Consider the following 15,015-nt stretch of genomic DNA (forward strand, 5'->3'; position numbering starts at 1 on the left):
GCGGGGGAGTAGGGCGATTCACCCCAAACTCTTGTGTTGCTGCGTACTAAGGTAAACCCTCTCAGGCGACAGCCTCAGTTCATTGCGCCTCGGGCCATTTCCCCTTGCGGGGAAAGCGCATATCGAACTCGGTGAACACGTGTTCCTCGGAGCGGCAGCTGATGCTTGCCCCCCAGCTGTTCAGCACCTTCTGGCAAAACGCCAGTCCGATGCCGGTGCCGCGATGCGCCGGGTAAGAGAAGAAGGGCTGGAACATCCGGGCCAGCACTTGCGGCGGCACGCCCGTGGCGGTGTCGCGGAACACCACATGGACGGCGTCGGGCCGGACCTCGCAGCGGATATGGATGGTGCCCTTGCCGGCCCGCTTGGTCGCTTCCAGCGCGTTCTTCAGCAAGTTGGTCGTGACCAGCCCGAACAACTGGGCGTTGCCCATCACATAAGCGGGGCCAGGCAGGTCGACGGTGACCAGTTCCAGGTCGCTCTGCTCGAACGGAAACCGGCCGACAGCGTCGCGGATCACACCGCCCAGTTCGAACAGCTCCTGCGTGGCGTTGTCCGGGTTCTTGGAGTTGGCGACCAGCAGTTCAATGCTGTTGCTGATATGGGCCAGGTCTGACTCCATCCGGGCCACGGCCTGCATCAGACCGTCGCGCAGCGGCGTGTCCTGGTCCAGGGCGGCCGGCAGCCGTGCCTTGAGGCCCCTGGCAGTCATGGCCAGGCTGGTCAGCGGCGTGCGCAGTTCGTGCGCGACGGTGGCCAGCGCGGCGGCCATCCCGCGCCGTTTCTGTTCGGCCAGCAGCTGGCGGTCCATCTTGATCACCACCAGCACCGCGATGACAAAGCCGATCACCGGCAACTGCAGCAGTACCGGCTCCCACGGGATTCCGCCCATGGAGTTGCCCGCCAGCACGAACAGCGCGATGGCTGCGGCGGCCCCTGAGAACAAGGCAATGGTCGCGAACGCGGTGTTGAAGTGATACAGGATCACCACCGCGATGATGACCGATTCGGCCCACACCATGGAGCCGCCATTCTCCAGGTAGAAGAAGATGAAGGCGAACGGCAGGCCTACGGTAATGGCAAAGAGCGCATAGGGTGGCAGCCAGCGCCGGTCCGAGAAGGCGGAGGCGAACAGCAGCGGCACGAACAGCGCGGTGCAGACCAGGCGCAGCCAGAGGTTTTCATAGGGCTGCGGGAAGATGTAGGACCAGATCACGTAGTACAGCGGGTGACCGATCACGCCCAGCGCGCCCACCATCTGGATCCGGCGTAGCCGGATGACGCTCTCCTCGTCCAGCAGGGTGGCCCGCGCGGCGGTCTCGAACACGGTCTGCCACGCATGGCGGGCGACGCCGGCAAGTGAGGTGCGGCCGTCTTCCGCTTGCGCTACCTTTGCATCCATCTCCAGGACTACTCCTCGCGGGAACCTGCCAGCGGCCCGCTTGTGGGATTTTGAGACTTGCGCCGGGCCCGGCGCGTCGAGGACCACTCATCCAGCCGGACTTCGTCGCGGATGCTGGCGAGCACGCTGACCAGGCGGTCGATTTCATTGGCGGCAAGTTTCGCATGCAGCGTAAGTCGCATCAATGCCCGATTCTTCGGTGTTGCTGGCGCACAGAATACCGCGCCGAAGATCCCGCGGCTCTGCAACGCATCGCGCAGCACCTTGACTTGCGGCTCGGTTCCCGCCTCCAGGCCGATGATCTGCTCGGAGCCTTCGCCGATGTTGTAGCCCAGTTCGGCAATCGCAGCCCGGGTGTCGCGGGTGATGGCGTGCAGGCGCGCACGGCGCTCATCCGCCGTGGCGACGAAATCCGTCACGGCATCGAACCACGCAACCTCATGGCGCAGCAGCCCGGAACTGAAAATGGCCGGCCGGGACTCAACCGCGAAGAAGTCCTTGAAATCGGTCGAACACGCAACATAGCCGGCGCGGCCGGCGAACGCCTTGGCCAGCGAGGCCGTGCGGAAGTGTACGCGCTCAGACAGCCCGAGCGCGCGCACCAGGCCGCCGCCAGACGGCCCATGGGTGCCGAGCGAGTGCGACTCGTCCACCACCAGCACGCAGCCCGACGCCTCTGCCAGGTCCACATAGTCCTCCAGCGGCGCCACGCTGCCCGTGGTGCTGTAGACCGAGTCCACCATGATCACTCCCGGCCCGAAGCGCTCAAGCTGGCGGCGCACGTGCTCGCAATCGTTGTGGCGCACCGGCACGGCCTGCGCGCCCGCGGCGATGATGCCCTCCCACAAGGAGGCATGCCCGTTCATGTCGATATAGACCGGAATGCCGGGGCCGGCAATGCACTGCACCAGGCCGACGTTGGCGGCCCAGCCGGACTGGGCGATCAGCCCGTCCTCGGCCTGCATCAGGTCTGCGATCTTGCGCTCGACCCGCCGCTGCGGGGTGTCGCCGTGCTGGAACACGGACGACATCAGCAACTCCGGCTCTTCATTGAGGAAGGCCCGCGCCTGCGCCTGTACCAGCGAGGATTCGCCAAGCAGGCAGAGATAGTCGTTGCTGCTCAGGTGCAACGCATCGGGCCCGGGCGTGCGTCCGTGAAGCAAATGATCGCCGCCCCAGAGCTTGCCCATCCGCTCGTCGAAATGTTGTGCCATCCGCGCCGTGATCCATGGCGGCAGCGTGGGGGCTTTGGCGCGGGAGGCGTGGCGCATCGAGTGCGGAGGCTCGGCTTCGGAGAACATCGGCTTTCCTTCTACAGGTCGGGTAATAGTGAGATCGGTGGCAAGGCTCTGCATGGCGGGGGCGGCAACAGATGCCGTCCGCGCGCGAGGCGGCCGCACCCAGTCCTTCCGGCGAGGTGCCATTGCTGACAAGTCGGGAGAGTCCTGTTGACGTAGCGACCACTGTGCCAGCCTTAATCAGCGATTGTGACCGGACTTCCACCAATCCAACGTCTGTTTGGAGTGGGGGTGCCGGGTTGAGACAGCCGCGTCGTGGCCACATCCTTCGCTAGTCGATTGGCCGATTTCTCACTAAAAAATGCCTTTACCATCACTTATGTGATGCTTGCGCTACCTGTTGCGCCGGTCCTTGAGCCCCGGACCGGGCGTGGCTTGCGCTTGGCGGGACCTAGTCAGGCCCGGGACTGCCGAATGCTCATCATCAGTCTTGGTGAAGAACGCCCTTTTTGCACGCCCTGTTTCCAGGCAGGCGGCTGCGGCAGCGCGCCATAGCCAGGAATCGGGGCAACATGGGATTTGGCACCGAGGGCGGGAAACAAGGGGCTGCCTGGTACGCAGGTTGCGGCCGGCGGCGCTCGCCGCCAGCGTGGGGTGTCTGGCGGCGTGTGGGGGAGGGGGTGGCGGTGGCTTTGGAGAGGGGGGCGCTGCCCATGGCGCTTCCAGGCTGGTGCCTTTGGCGTTCAGGTACAGGGCAGCAGCGTGCTGCGCGTGTTCACCTACGCGCCGGGCCTGCCGGTGCCGGCGCGCTCGGCGGCGCTTGTGTCGGGGGCGTCTTACGCCTGGCCTGCTTTGTCGGTCTGGTACTCGGACTTCTCATAGTCGAAGGTGCCTTTGCGCGAGGCGCCATGCGCTAGCGCATGGCACCCATGCTATCGGCATGAACTCAAGCCGCGCTACCACCAACCAGCGCCGCCCCCCGCGCCTCCATCGTCCTGCGCGCAATATTGAGCTGGTGGATCTGCGTCGTGCCCTCATACAGCCGGAACAGCCGCACATCGCGATAGAAGCGCTCGGCCACGGTGCGCGCCATATACCCGCTGCCGCCGAATACCTGCACCGCGCGGTCGGCCACGCGGCCGGCCATCTCAGAGGCGAACAGCTTGCACATCGACGCCTCCATGGTCACGTCCTCGCCGGCGTCGCGCTTGCGCGCGGTGTCGAGCACCAGCGCGCGGGCGGCGTGCAGTTCCGTATTGCTGTCGGCAATCATCTGCTGCACCAGCTGGTAGTCCGCGATCGGCTTGCCGAACTGCCGGCGCTGCGCCGCGTAGCGGACCATCTCGTCGACCAGCCGGATGGCGGGCCCCACGCACAAACCGGCCAGGTTGATGCGCTGCTTGTTCAGCGCCTTCATCGCTGTCTTGAAGCCGACATTGGGTTTGCCGCCGACATTGGGTTTGCCGCCGACGATGGCGCTGGCCGTTACGCGGCAGTCCTTCAGGTAGACATCGCCGACCGGCGAGCCGTGCTGTCCCATCTTGCGTTCCGGTTCGCTGGTGCTGAGGCCGGGGGTGCCGCGCTCGATCAGGAAGGCGCTGATGCCATGGGCGCCCGGCGTATCGGGATCGGTGCGGGCGAACACGGTGAACAGGTCCGCGATCGGGGCATTGGTGATAAAGCACTTGCTGCCGTTCAGCACGTAGTGATCGCCGTCCTGGCGTGCGGTGGTTTGCAGCGACGTCGCATCGGAGCCGGCTTCGGGCTCGGTCAGCGCAAAGCAGCCGGTCACCTTGCCGGAGGCCAGTTGCGGCAGATAGCGCTGTCGCTGTGCTTCGGTGCCGTCGGCCACCAGCGATTCGGAGGCGATGCCGGTATTGCCGCCGAAGCGGGCACGGAACACGGTGGCGGCCTGCGAGACCTCGATGTTCACCAGCGCCAGTTCCTCGGTGGTCAGCCCTGCGCCGCCGTACGCTTCGGGGATGCTGTGGCCGAACAGGCCGAGGCGGCGCATCTGCTCGACCACGGGCTCGGGTATCACGTCGGTGCGATCGATCTCCGCCTCGAGGGGAATGCAGGTTTCGAGCACGAAGCGGCGGATATCGGCCAGCAGCGCTTGCTGGCGGGCGGAGTCGCGGATCATGGAAGGTTTCCGGTTGATTGAGTGAGCGTGGGCGTGTGCGGCTACTGTGCCGTGATGCCGGCGGTCTTCAGCACGCCGGTCCACTTTTTGGTTTCGGTATCCAGGAAGCGGTCGAACACGGCGGTGGATTGCGGTGCCAGGTCCATGCCGAGTTCGGCCAGGCGGCGTGCAGTGGCGGGGTCGGACGTTGCCTGCGCGGCGGCCTCGGCCAGCTTGCGCACCACCGCGTCCGGCGTGCCCTGCGGCGCGACCAGGCCGAACCACCCGCCCACTTCATAGCCGGGCAGGCGCGCGGCCTCGGCCACGGTTGGCACGTCGGGCATCACGGCTGAGCGCTTTGCCGAGGTCACCGCCAGCGCGCGCAGCTTGCCGCTTTGCACCTGCTGGCGGGCAATGGCCGAGGTCAGCGCCATCATCGAGACGCGCGCGCCCAGCAGGTCGCTCATGGCCTCGGGCTGGCCCTTGTAGGGCACATGGGTGAGCTTCACGTGCGTCATCTGCGCCAGCAGTTCCGCCGAGAGATGGTTCGAGGTGCCGACGCCCGCGCTGGCGTAGGTCAGCGTGCCGGGCTGGCTGCGCGCGGCGTCGAGCAATTCAGGCAGCGTGCGCAGCGGCGACGCGGCCGGCACCACGATCACGTTGGGTACGGCACCAATGCCCGCCACCGCGCGGAAGTCTTTGCCACCCTTGCCCTGGATCGACGGGTTCAGCAGCGGCCCGACCACATAGCTGGGGCTGACCGCCAGCAGCGTATAGCCGTCGGCAGGCGACCGGGCGACGAAGTCCGCGCCGATGGCGCCGCCGGCGCCGGTCTTGTTCTCGACGATGACGGGCTGCTTCAGCACCCGCGCCATGTTCTCCGCGGTGATGCGGGTGACGGAGTCGACCACGCCGCCCGCCGAGAACGGCACGATGATCCGTATCGGGCGGTCCGGGAAGCGCGCCGCATTGTCAGGGGCGGCCAGCGCTGGCAGCGGCATCAGCGCGGCGCAGGCCAGCATGCCGGCAGCGAGCCGGCGCAATGGTTGGATGGCATCCATCTTGTCTCCTTGGGTTGCCTGCGCCGGGGGATTTCCCGCGGCGCGTTTTCATGCGGGCCTCTGGCGGGCCGCTTGTCATTGCCGGCGACATCACCGGCAGACTGCATTGCTGCGTCCTGTCGGCTAGCGCGCGCAGCTCAGTTCGATCTGCCGCACCGCCTCGCGCAGCCTCGGCGCCACCTCGCGCTCCAGCATGTTGTCGCGATTGCGCGATGCGGCGATGGTGCAGTTCAGCGCGAACGGGTCTTCGTGCAGCGACTGGCGCACGGGTGCCGCGATCGCGTGGATCTCTGGCCGCCACTCGCCGCGGCTCAGGCAGTAGCCGTGGGCGCGGAAGTGCTTCTGGTCGTCCGCCCACATCTGGCGCTCAACGTTGAAGCGCTCCGGATCGTCCACGCGCAGCCGGTTCAGCAGTGCCGTGCGCTCGTCTGCGCTGCAGGCCAGCAAGACCGCGCGGCCGATCGCGCTGGCCAGCAGCGGCCGGGTGCTGCCGATGTCCGGCTGGTAGAGGTTGCCCGGATCCAGCCGACAACTGTCCACGTACACCACCGACAGCCGCTCGCGCATGCCCAGGTTCACCGTGCAGCCGGTTTCCCGCGCAATGGCCTCCATATAAGGCCGCGCCACCTGGCGGATCGCCAGCCCGGCCAGCATCGGGTAGGCCAGCGCCAGCACCCCGGCGCCCAGCCGGTACTTCTGGTTGCCGGGCACGCGGCTCAGGAAGCCGAGCAGCCCCAGCGTGTAGGTCAGCCGCGACACCGTCGCCTTGGGCAGCCCCGTGCGCGCCACGATGTCCTGGTTGCCCAGCACCGGGCTGGACGGCGTGAAGGCGCGCAGGACCTCCAGCCCGCGCGCCAGGTTGGTGGCGAACTGGCGGTCGGTGGCCAGTGCGTCCTCGCTGGCCAGGCCTGGCAGGGGCAGGTGTTCCGGGTTGCGGTCCATGCTGTGCGGTGGTTGCTTGGGTTCCATGCTGGGATCCGGGGATGGGGGCGTCAATGTTGTAGCACGACCGTTCCGCACAGCGAAACCGTACTTGCATCCGAGCCAGCCGCCTGCCACCTTGCAGCAGACGCCAATGCCGCCGGAGGCCCGCCATGCAAGACCAGGAACACGCTGTATCGCCAGACGCACACTGCACGGGCCCGCTGGGCGGACTGCGCATCCTCGACATGGCCACCGTGGTGGCCGGCCCGTTTTCCGCCACGCTGTGTGCCGACATGGGCGCGGACGTGGTCAAGCTGGAGCTGCCCGACGGCAGCGATCCGCTGCGTGGGCTGGAGCCGGTTACCGAGGACCACGCCCTGTACTGGAAGGTGACCAACCGCGGCAAGCGCGGCATCTCGCTAGACGTGCGCACGCCGCGCGGCCGCGAGATCTTCCTGCGCTTGCTGCCTCAGTTCGATGTGCTGGTCGAGAACTTCCGCACCGGTACGCTGGCGCGGTGGGGGCTGGATCTCGACACCCTGCATGCGGCCAACCCGAAGCTGATCGTGCTGCGGCTGACCGGCTTCGGCCAGACCGGGCCCGATGCGGCGCGGCCGGGTTTTGCCCGCATCTTTGAAGCCAGGAGCGGCCTTACCAACCTGGCGGGCACCGCGCAGAGCGGGCCGATGCATATGAACTACCCGGTGGGGGACATGATCGCCGGCCTGTTCGGCGCCTTTGCGATTGCCACTGCGGCGGCAGAGCAGCGCGCCAGGCCCGGCCAGCGCGGCCGCGAGATCGACCTGGCCGCCACCGAGGCGCTGTTCCGCCTGCTGGACCCGCTGGCCATCGAGTATGAACAGCTGGGACATGTGCGCCAGCGCGCCGGCAACCGCACCACCTATGCTGCGCCGTCCAACATGTACCGCACCGCGGACGAGATCTGGGTCACGGTAGTGGCCTCCTCCGACGCCACCTTCCGCCGGCTGGCCGAGGCCATCGGCGCGCCGCAACTGGCGCAGGCGCCGGAATATGCCACCAACGCCGGCCGCGTGCGCAATATCGAAGCGCTGGACGGCAGCATTGCCGAGTGGTTTGCCGCGCAGCCCTATGCCGCCGTGGCGGCCCGGCTGGAGCAGTGCCAGGTGCCATTCAGCAAGGTATTCAGCATCGCCGATATCGTCGACGACCCGCAGATGGCGGCGCGCCAGGCCATCGTGCGGCTGCCCGATCCGGACCTGGGCTCGGTGCCGGCGCCATGCGTGGTGCCGCGCTTCTCGGGCTATGCGCCGCCGTCACCGCGTACCGGGCCGGATGTGGGGGAACACAATGCTGAGGTCTATGGGCAGCTTGGGATCGGGGATGAAGAGTTGGCCCGGCTGCGGGCAGAGGGCGTGGTCTGACACACCGGGCGCGGGGCTACGCCGTCCGCGCTAGCCCCGGCGCCTATATCGGCATCGGCGCCGGCGAGAGCGCGGACGATCCGCCGCTGCACAATCCCTACTACGACTTCAACGACCGGATCTTGCCGCTGGGCGCGGCGTATTGGGTGGCGCTGGTCGCGCAGCAATTGCCGGCCAGATGACCCGCGCCCGTCAGGGCAAGCGGGCCGCTTGCGCGAACACATTCAGGAACCCCAGCGCGGGTTGCGCGCTGGCTTGCGCTTCGATGCTGGCAGCAAGCACCGGCGCCGGCAGCCAGGGATAGGGCAGTGCCGCCTGCAAGGCCGCCAGCGTGACCGCGCCGGGATCGGCGATCGTGTCGATCCGTTCGATATGGATATGCAGGCTGGCGATACGGTACGTGCCGTCATCGCCGGCGGCAAAGCCCCAGCGGTAATAGCCCTTGCCGACGCGCAAGGCGCTGGCCGCGGTTTCCCGCATCACCACCAGCCAGGGGATCGTCATGGCGTTGCCGTCCAGCGCCGCGCCAACGTCGCCGATGTAGTAGGTCCGGCAGCGGTCGAACGTCTTGGCAAACTCGCTGACCAGCGTCGCAGCAATGGCATCCGCGCCTTCTGCCCTCGGCGGAAAGCTGATGGAGTCGGTATCGATCGAGAAGGTCAGCGACGCATCCGGAGCGAAGGCTTCGTGGATCAGCGTCGGACGATTGTTGTCCTTGGCCTCGACGTATTGGGCCAGCCGGGCTTTGGCGGTGGCGAGCGGGATTGTGTTCATGCTGGACTCAAGGGTATGGGTTGAAAGGCGGGGGGGGCGCTGAGGTGTTGCGGCGAGTTTGTTAGAATTTGGCACAAAGCTTGTATCAAAAGCTAAGTGGACATACCGCCGATGGCAACGACTCCTGCAAACAAGAACCTGACCGTAACGCATCCGGCGTGCCTGGTCGACGGCTCGGACCGTGAGTTCCGGCACCTGGTGAATGGCCTGCTGCCATTTGCCGCGCGCCTGCTGTCCGTGCGCGACGGCTTTGGCGGCCTGATCGGCCTGACAGGGGTCCAGTACTCGCTGATCCGCTCGATCCTGCACCTGTCGCAGCAAGGCGAGGTGACGGTCAACCAGCTCGCCGACCATCTGCACCTGAGCGGCCCGTTCATCACCATCGAGACCGGCAAGCTCAAGAAGCTGGGGCTGATCGACAAGAAGGCCCATCCCGAAGACAAGCGCAAGATGCGACTCACCATCACCGCCGCCGGGACGCGTCTGCTCAATGAACTGCTGCCCGTGCAGCAGCAGATCAACGACGTATTGTTCGACGGCGTTTCCCGCACCGAATTCAAGGTGCTGTGCTCGGTGGTCGACCGGCTGGTCGCCAACGGCGATCGCGCCGCGCTGGATCTCGAACACCTGCAGGCGCGCCGGCAGAAAGGCTAGTGCGCGGCCCACTGCACCGTGCCGACATCGATGCCTTCCTGGTGCATCTCCCATAGCGGGCTCAGTTCACGCAGGCGGGTAACGGTCTCGCTGACCTGCCGGATGACTTCGTCCACCTCTGCCTCGGTGGTGTAGCGCCCCAGCGTAAAGCGGATCGAGCTATGCGCCAGCTCGTCGCTGCGGCCCAGCGCCCGCAGCACGAACGAGGGCTCCAGCGAGGCCGAGGTGCAGGCCGAGCCCGACGACACCGCCACGTCCTTGATGCCCATGATCAGCGATTCGCCTTCGACATAGTTGAAGCTGATGTTCAGGTTGTGCGGGATACGGTGCGCCAGGCTGCCGTTGACGTAGACCTCGTCCAGCCGCGACAGCCCCGCCAGCAGCCGGTCGCGCAACGCGCCCACGCGGCGCGCTTCCTCCGCAAGTTCCAGCTTTGCCAGCCTGAAGGCCTCGCCCATGCCCACGATCTGGTGCGTCGGCAGGGTGCCTGAGCGCATGCCGCGCTCATGCCCGCCGCCGTGGATCTGCGCCTCGATGCGGATGCGCGGCTTGCGCCGCACGTAGAGCGCGCCGACGCCCTTGGGGCCATAGACCTTGTGCGCCGTCACGGTGAGCAGGTCGATCTTCAGCGCTTCCAGGTCGATGGCGATCTTGCCGGCGGCCTGCACCGCATCGCAATGGAACACCACGCCCGCAGCGCGGCAGAGCTCGCCGATCTGCGCGACTGGCTGGATCACGCCGATCTCATTGTTGACCATCATCACCGACACCAGGATGGTGTCCGGCCGCATGGCCGCGCGCAGCGCGTCAAGGTCGACCAGGCCGTCGGTGCCGACGTCGAGATAGGTCACCTCGAAGCCCTGCCGTTCCAGCTCGCGGCAGGTATCGAGCACGGCCTTGTGCTCGGTTTTGACGGTGATGATGTGGTTGCCCTTGCCGCGATAGAAATGCGCCGCGCCCTTGATCGCCAGGTTGTTGCCCTCGGTGGCGCCGGAGGTCCAGATGATCTCGCGCGGGTCCGCATTCAGCAGCGCCGCCACATGCGCGCGCGCGGCCTCGACCGCCTCTTCCGCCTGCCAGCCGTAGTAATGGCTGCGCGATGCGGGGTTGCCGAACTGCTGGTGCAGGTAGGGAACCATCTTCTCGACGACCTGGGGGGCGACCGGTGTCGTCGCGCTGTAGTCCATGTAGATCGGAAGGGTCTTCGGCTCGGATTGCATAGCGCTCATTCCTGGAGGCGGATGTGGGGACGACCGTGGGCAAAGCGTACCCGGTGGTCAAGGAAAGTGGGGCCGAGTCTAGCACCGGGTAGCGGCCGTTCGCGGCGGTGCCATGCTGCCGGTAGGGTTGCTTGACGCGCGGACAGCTGCAATTCCGGCCGCGTGGCGATACCTGTCCGCTAGCCGGAAAACCTTGTCCGGCAACGGTTTCCGGACTTCATTGAGTCTCCTCGGGAGGCTGTCCGGCTCCGCACTCTAGGGTTTCCACCAACTTGAATGGCGTTGTTTTATAGCATTCAATAAAACCTAAATTACAAAGGTAAATAAACAAAGTAACCGGTTGGATGAGAACACTTGTGTAGGAGTCGTGATGGCTGAGTCATCTGTTGGTCAGGGCGTCAAAGCGGACGCCGAAGCGGACGCAGAAGCGCACCGCCGCTTCAGGAATGCGTTGGCGATGTTTGCAACAGGCGTTGCCGTGATTACCGCGCCGCGCGAAGAAGGGCTGCCGGTCGGCATCACGGTGGCGTCGTTCAACTCGGTATCGCTGGACCCGCCGCTGGTGCTGTTCTCGGTGGACCGCCGCTGCCTGAGCCTGGGCGACCTGCGCAGCGCGCGGCGCTATGCCGTCAACGTGCTGGCCGAGGCGCAGCAGGATATCTCGAACCGCTTCGCCAGGGCCAATTCCGGCAAGTGGGAAGGCATCGGTTTCAGCAAGCGCAACGAGGACAGCCACGTGCTGCTGCCGGACGCGCTGGCCACCTTCGAGTGCGAGCCCTATGCCATGCACGACGGCGGCGACCACGTGATCTTTATCGGGCGGGTGGTCCGTCACCAGGCCCGCCAGGACGGCCGGCCCCTCATCTTCTTTGGCGGCAAGTACCGGGCACTGGAAGACAGCCCGGCCGCCGCCTGAATCCACAAGAACAGACAGTCAGCACAGGAGAACGACATGATCAAGACCGGTAATCAGCACATTGTCATGCTGCGCGATGGGCGCGAGGTGTACCTGGACGGCAAGCGGGTGACGGATGTCACCAGCCACCCGGCCTTCCGCAACTCGATCCGCAGCTACGCCAACCTCTACGACTTCCAGGCGCAGCCCGGCAATGTCGACAAGATGACCTTCCAGCCAGCGGGCACCGACCGGCGCGTCAGCCGGATCTGGGAGCTGCCGACCAGCTACAACGAGCTGGTCGAACGCCGCCAGATGCTGGAAGCCTGGACCGAGCTGCACTACGGCTTCATGGGCCGCTCGCCCGACCACGTGGCCTCTTGCATCTCGGGCATGTACATGGGCATCGATGTCTTCGAGCAGGCCGATCCGGCACGTGCCGGCGCGCTGCGCGACTACTACCGCTATGCCCGCGACAATGACCTGTTCCTCACCTATGTGATCGTCAACCCGCAGGCCAACCAGTCCAAGTCCGCGCACGAGCAGGAAGACAAGTACCTGGCCGTGGGCATCGTCGACCAGGACGCGGAAGGCATCACCGTGCGCGGCGCCAAGATGCTGGCCACCAGCGGCATCATGGCCAACGAGGTCTTCTGCAGCTGCATCCAGCCGCTGCGCGAGGGCGACGAGATGTATGCGCTGTCCTTCGCGGTGCCGATGAACACCAAGGGGCTGAAGGTGATGTCGCGCAAGTCGTATGAAGCTAATGCCACCTCGGTGTTCGACAACCCGCTGGCCAGCCGCTTTGACGAGAACGACGCGGTGCTCTATTTCGACGACGTCAAGGTGCCGTGGGAGCGCATCTTCGTCGCGGGCGACGTGGGCTTGTGCGCCAGGCAATTCCACGCCACGCCGGCGCACGTCTACCAGAACTACCAGTGCCAGGTGCGGCTGATGGTGAAGCTGCGCTTCCTGGTGGGCCTGGCGCACCGCATCACCGAGATCAACGGCACCAGCAGCTTCCCGCAGGTCAGGGAAATGCTGGGCCAGCTGGCCGCAGAGGCGGGCATGGTCGAGGCCTGGGTCTACGGGATGGAAGCCAAGGGCCAGGTCGGCAAGCACGGCTACTTCGTGCCGGACCGCAGCATGCTGTACGGCTCGCAGGTGGTGACCCAGCAGCTCTACGGCAAGGTGCTGGCCACGCTGCGCGAGCTGGCCGGCGGCGGCATGATCATGCTGCCGTCGAGCATCGAGGATTTCGCCAATCCGTCCCTCGCCGGGATCATCGCCAAGACGCAGAAGTCGCCGGTGTGCAGCCCGGAAGAGCGCGTCAAGTTCTTCAAGCTCGCCTGGGACGCGGTCGGCTCCGAGTTTGCTTCGCGCCACAACCAGTACGAGATGTTCTATGCCGGCGCCACCTTCGTCACCAAGGGCCATGCCTATCGCACCTACGACTGGCAGAACGCATCCGGCCTGGTCGACAACATGCTCGGCAGCTATTCCCTCGAAAGCGAACTGGCCAAGCTGCCGCAGGCCGCCTGACTTCCCGCACCTTTCCCAATTCCCGCATCGAACACGGAGATCGACATGGCAATCACCAAACTTCACGACGAGTTCCACACCCTGGACCTGGAGTCCGGCTGGGAGGTCCCCCACGGCTATCCGTCGGGCATCCAGCAGAAGATCCTGTCCGGCTCGCTGGACGAGAACGGCCGCAGCGGCAGCCGTACGCGCCTGCTGCGCTTCCAGCCCGGCGTGTTCACCACCTCGCCCTTCGTGCATGAGTACTGGGAAGAGGTCTACCTGCTCAGCGGCGACCTGACTGTCGGCAACGACGCCAATGGCAAGGGCGGCGAAGCCTTCGTCCCCAACACCTACGCCTGCCGCCCGCCCGGCGCCTTCCACGGCCCGTTCAAGTCCGACGGCGGCTGCATGCTGCTGGAGATCCACTACTACGACCCGGCCTGATCATGGAAGCGACCATCGCAACCGCGCAGCGCCAGCTTGCCGCGGGCAGTGCCAACGCGCTGTCCTTGCTGGCGTCATGCGTCGAACGTATCTGCAATCCCGGCAGCGAAGGCGCGCGCGTATTCCCGCATGGCGTGAGCATGGCGGCGCGCAAGCAGGCCCAGGCCAGCGACATGCTGCGCGAGCAAGGCGTGGTCGGGCCGCTGGCGGGCGTGCCGGTATCCGTCAAGGACCTGTTCGACGTGCAGGGCGACGTGACCCGCGCCGGCGCACGTGTGCTGCCGGAGCGTGCGGCCAGTGCCGACGCGCCGGCCATCGCGCGCTTGCGTGCGGCGGGGGCGGTGTTTGTCGGACGCACCAATATGACCGAGTTCGCCTACTCGGGCGTCGGCATCAATCCGCACTACGGCACCCCACGCAATCCCTACGACCGGCAAGCCGGCCGCATTCCGGGCGGCTCGTCGTCAGGCGCTGCGGTGTCGGTGACCGACGGCATGGCCCTGGCGGCGATCGGCTCGGACACCGGCGGTTCGTGCCGGATCCCGGCGGCATTGTGCGGCATCGCTGGCTTCAAGCCCACGGCGCGGCGCGTGCCGCTGCAGGGCACGGTGCCGCTGTCGCCCAGCTATGACTCGGTGGGCTGCCTGGCCAACACCGTGGCGTGCTGCGCCGCCATTGATGCCGTGATGGCAGGCGAGGCGCCGCCCGCGGGGCCGGCGCCGCTGGCCGGGCTGCGCCTGGCGGTGCCCAGCGGGCTGGTGCTGGAAGGCATGTCGGACGAGGTGGCCGAGGTCTTCAGCCGCACGCTGCGCCGGCTGTCCGCGGCGGGCGCGCTGCTGCAGGACGTGAGCTTCGACAGCTGGGACCAGCTGGCCGGCATCGGCGCGAACGGCGGCCTGGTCGCAGCGGAAGCCAGTGCCTGGCACGGCAGCCTGCTGGCTGAGCAGGCCGATCGCTATGACCCGCGCGTGCTGTCGCGCATCCGGCTGGCTGACGGGCAGCGTGCCGCCGACTACCTGCGCATGCTGCAGCGCAGGGGCGAGCTGTGCCGGCAGGCCGATGCCGAGCTGGCGGGCTTCGACGCCGTGGTCCTGCCCACCGTGCCGGTCGTGGCGCCGCGCATCGCGAACCTGGACGACGACGAAGCCTTCTTCCGCACCAACCGGCTGCTGCTGCGCAACCCGGCCATCGCCAACATGCTCGACCTGTGCGCGCTGTCGGTCCCGTGCCATCGCCTGGGCGACGCACCGGTGGGACTGATGCTGTTCGGGCGCCACCTGTCCGACCGCAGGCTGCTGGCCATCGGCATGGGCATCGAGGCGGCATTGCGGCACGAGCGGGGCTGAGCCCCCGC

The 15,015-nt window shown here is 66.8% G+C and carries 13 protein-coding genes; 6 read left to right on the plus strand and 7 right to left on the minus strand.

Features of this window, described 5'->3' with window-relative positions; genetic code table 11:
• Positions 1-79: 79 nt before the first annotated feature.
• The 5 genes from CNE_RS20220 to CNE_RS20240 form a co-directional block, all read right to left on the minus strand.
• Positions 80-1,402, minus strand: a complete 1,323-nt coding sequence (locus CNE_RS20220; RefSeq protein WP_013952136.1) for a sensor histidine kinase — start codon at positions 1,400-1,402, stop codon at positions 80-82.
• Between the two features lie 8 nt (positions 1,403-1,410).
• Positions 1,411-2,703, minus strand: a complete 1,293-nt coding sequence (gene cqsA, locus CNE_RS20225; RefSeq protein ID WP_013952137.1) for an alpha-hydroxyketone-type quorum-sensing autoinducer synthase — start codon at positions 2,701-2,703, stop codon at positions 1,411-1,413.
• 883 nt (positions 2,704-3,586) lie between these two features.
• Entirely contained in the window at positions 3,587-4,783 is a 1,197-nt protein-coding gene (locus CNE_RS20230; RefSeq protein WP_013952138.1) for an acyl-CoA dehydrogenase family protein, read from the minus strand.
• Between the two features lie 41 nt (positions 4,784-4,824).
• Entirely contained in the window at positions 4,825-5,823 is a 999-nt protein-coding gene (locus CNE_RS20235) for a Bug family tripartite tricarboxylate transporter substrate binding protein (protein WP_013952139.1), read from the minus strand.
• A 123-nt stretch (positions 5,824-5,946) separates the two neighbouring features.
• The gene (locus CNE_RS20240) at positions 5,947-6,792 is read right to left on the minus strand and encodes an IclR family transcriptional regulator (RefSeq protein WP_013952140.1); all 846 of its coding nucleotides are present in this window, start codon (positions 6,790-6,792) and stop codon (positions 5,947-5,949) included.
• 125 nt (positions 6,793-6,917) lie between these two features.
• Here CNE_RS20240 and CNE_RS20245 point away from each other — a divergent pair, with 125 nt between their 5' ends.
• Positions 6,918-8,150: a CaiB/BaiF CoA transferase family protein gene (locus CNE_RS20245; protein ID WP_013952141.1), complete on the plus strand. Its 1,233-nt coding sequence runs from the start codon at positions 6,918-6,920 to the stop codon at positions 8,148-8,150.
• Positions 8,151-8,342: 192 nt separating this feature from the next.
• On the opposite strand, the gene CNE_RS20250 is transcribed toward CNE_RS20245, so the two are convergent.
• Positions 8,343-8,924 carry a nuclear transport factor 2 family protein gene (locus CNE_RS20250; RefSeq protein WP_013952142.1) on the minus strand — a complete coding sequence of 194 codons (582 nt, stop codon included), beginning with the start codon at positions 8,922-8,924 and terminating at the stop codon, positions 8,343-8,345.
• Positions 8,925-9,035: 111 nt separating this feature from the next.
• On the opposite strand from CNE_RS20250, the gene CNE_RS20255 reads away from it, so the two are divergent.
• Positions 9,036-9,578 carry a MarR family winged helix-turn-helix transcriptional regulator gene (locus tag CNE_RS20255; protein ID WP_013952143.1) on the plus strand — a complete coding sequence of 181 codons (543 nt, stop codon included), beginning with the start codon at positions 9,036-9,038 and terminating at the stop codon, positions 9,576-9,578.
• Here the strand turns inward: CNE_RS20255 and CNE_RS20260 are convergent.
• Complete coding sequence (locus CNE_RS20260; RefSeq protein WP_013952144.1) at positions 9,575-10,798, minus strand: IscS subfamily cysteine desulfurase; 1,224 nt, start codon at positions 10,796-10,798, stop codon at positions 9,575-9,577. The genes CNE_RS20255 and CNE_RS20260 overlap by 4 nt on opposite strands.
• A gap of 370 nt (positions 10,799-11,168) precedes the next feature.
• On the opposite strand from CNE_RS20260, the gene CNE_RS20265 reads away from it, so the two are divergent.
• Genes CNE_RS20265 through CNE_RS20280 form a run of 4 tightly spaced genes read left to right on the plus strand, consistent with a single transcriptional unit; the run spans position 11,169 to position 15,007 of the window.
• Positions 11,169-11,714: a flavin reductase family protein gene (locus CNE_RS20265; RefSeq protein WP_013952145.1), complete on the plus strand. Its 546-nt coding sequence runs from the start codon at positions 11,169-11,171 to the stop codon at positions 11,712-11,714.
• A gap of 36 nt (positions 11,715-11,750) precedes the next feature.
• Positions 11,751-13,235: a 4-hydroxyphenylacetate 3-hydroxylase family protein gene (locus CNE_RS20270; RefSeq protein ID WP_013952146.1), complete on the plus strand. Its 1,485-nt coding sequence runs from the start codon at positions 11,751-11,753 to the stop codon at positions 13,233-13,235.
• Between the two features lie 45 nt (positions 13,236-13,280).
• Positions 13,281-13,661, plus strand: a complete 381-nt coding sequence (locus tag CNE_RS20275) for a cupin domain-containing protein (RefSeq protein ID WP_010812510.1) — start codon at positions 13,281-13,283, stop codon at positions 13,659-13,661.
• Positions 13,662-13,663: 2 nt separating this feature from the next.
• The gene (locus CNE_RS20280; RefSeq protein ID WP_013952147.1) at positions 13,664-15,007 is read left to right on the plus strand and encodes an amidase; all 1,344 of its coding nucleotides are present in this window, start codon (positions 13,664-13,666) and stop codon (positions 15,005-15,007) included.
• The last annotated feature ends 8 nt before the right edge of the window (positions 15,008-15,015 follow it).

Origin of the sequence: Cupriavidus necator N-1 (genome assembly GCF_000219215.1) — a bacterium.
Lineage (GTDB): Bacteria > Pseudomonadota > Gammaproteobacteria > Burkholderiales > Burkholderiaceae > Cupriavidus > Cupriavidus necator.

Excerpts from the sequence above, each read along its gene's own strand:
- CNE_RS20220 (WP_013952136.1), bottom strand. The coding sequence starts at position 1,402 with ATGGATGCAAAGGTAGCGCAAGCGGAAGACGGCCGCACCTCACTTGCC.
- cqsA (WP_013952137.1), bottom strand. The coding sequence starts at position 2,703 with ATGTTCTCCGAAGCCGAGCCTCCGCACTCGATGCGCCACGCCTCCCGC.
- CNE_RS20230 (WP_013952138.1), bottom strand. The coding sequence starts at position 4,783 with ATGATCCGCGACTCCGCCCGCCAGCAAGCGCTGCTGGCCGATATCCGC.
- CNE_RS20235 (WP_013952139.1), bottom strand. The coding sequence starts at position 5,823 with ATGGATGCCATCCAACCATTGCGCCGGCTCGCTGCCGGCATGCTGGCC.
- CNE_RS20240 (WP_013952140.1), bottom strand. The coding sequence starts at position 6,792 with ATGGAACCCAAGCAACCACCGCACAGCATGGACCGCAACCCGGAACAC.
- CNE_RS20245 (WP_013952141.1), top strand. The coding sequence starts at position 6,918 with ATGCAAGACCAGGAACACGCTGTATCGCCAGACGCACACTGCACGGGC.
- CNE_RS20250 (WP_013952142.1), bottom strand. The coding sequence starts at position 8,924 with ATGAACACAATCCCGCTCGCCACCGCCAAAGCCCGGCTGGCCCAATAC.
- CNE_RS20255 (WP_013952143.1), top strand. The coding sequence starts at position 9,036 with ATGGCAACGACTCCTGCAAACAAGAACCTGACCGTAACGCATCCGGCG.
- CNE_RS20260 (WP_013952144.1), bottom strand. The coding sequence starts at position 10,798 with ATGCAATCCGAGCCGAAGACCCTTCCGATCTACATGGACTACAGCGCG.
- CNE_RS20265 (WP_013952145.1), top strand. The coding sequence starts at position 11,169 with ATGGCTGAGTCATCTGTTGGTCAGGGCGTCAAAGCGGACGCCGAAGCG.
- CNE_RS20270 (WP_013952146.1), top strand. The coding sequence starts at position 11,751 with ATGATCAAGACCGGTAATCAGCACATTGTCATGCTGCGCGATGGGCGC.
- CNE_RS20275 (WP_010812510.1), top strand. The coding sequence starts at position 13,281 with ATGGCAATCACCAAACTTCACGACGAGTTCCACACCCTGGACCTGGAG.
- CNE_RS20280 (WP_013952147.1), top strand. The coding sequence starts at position 13,664 with ATGGAAGCGACCATCGCAACCGCGCAGCGCCAGCTTGCCGCGGGCAGT.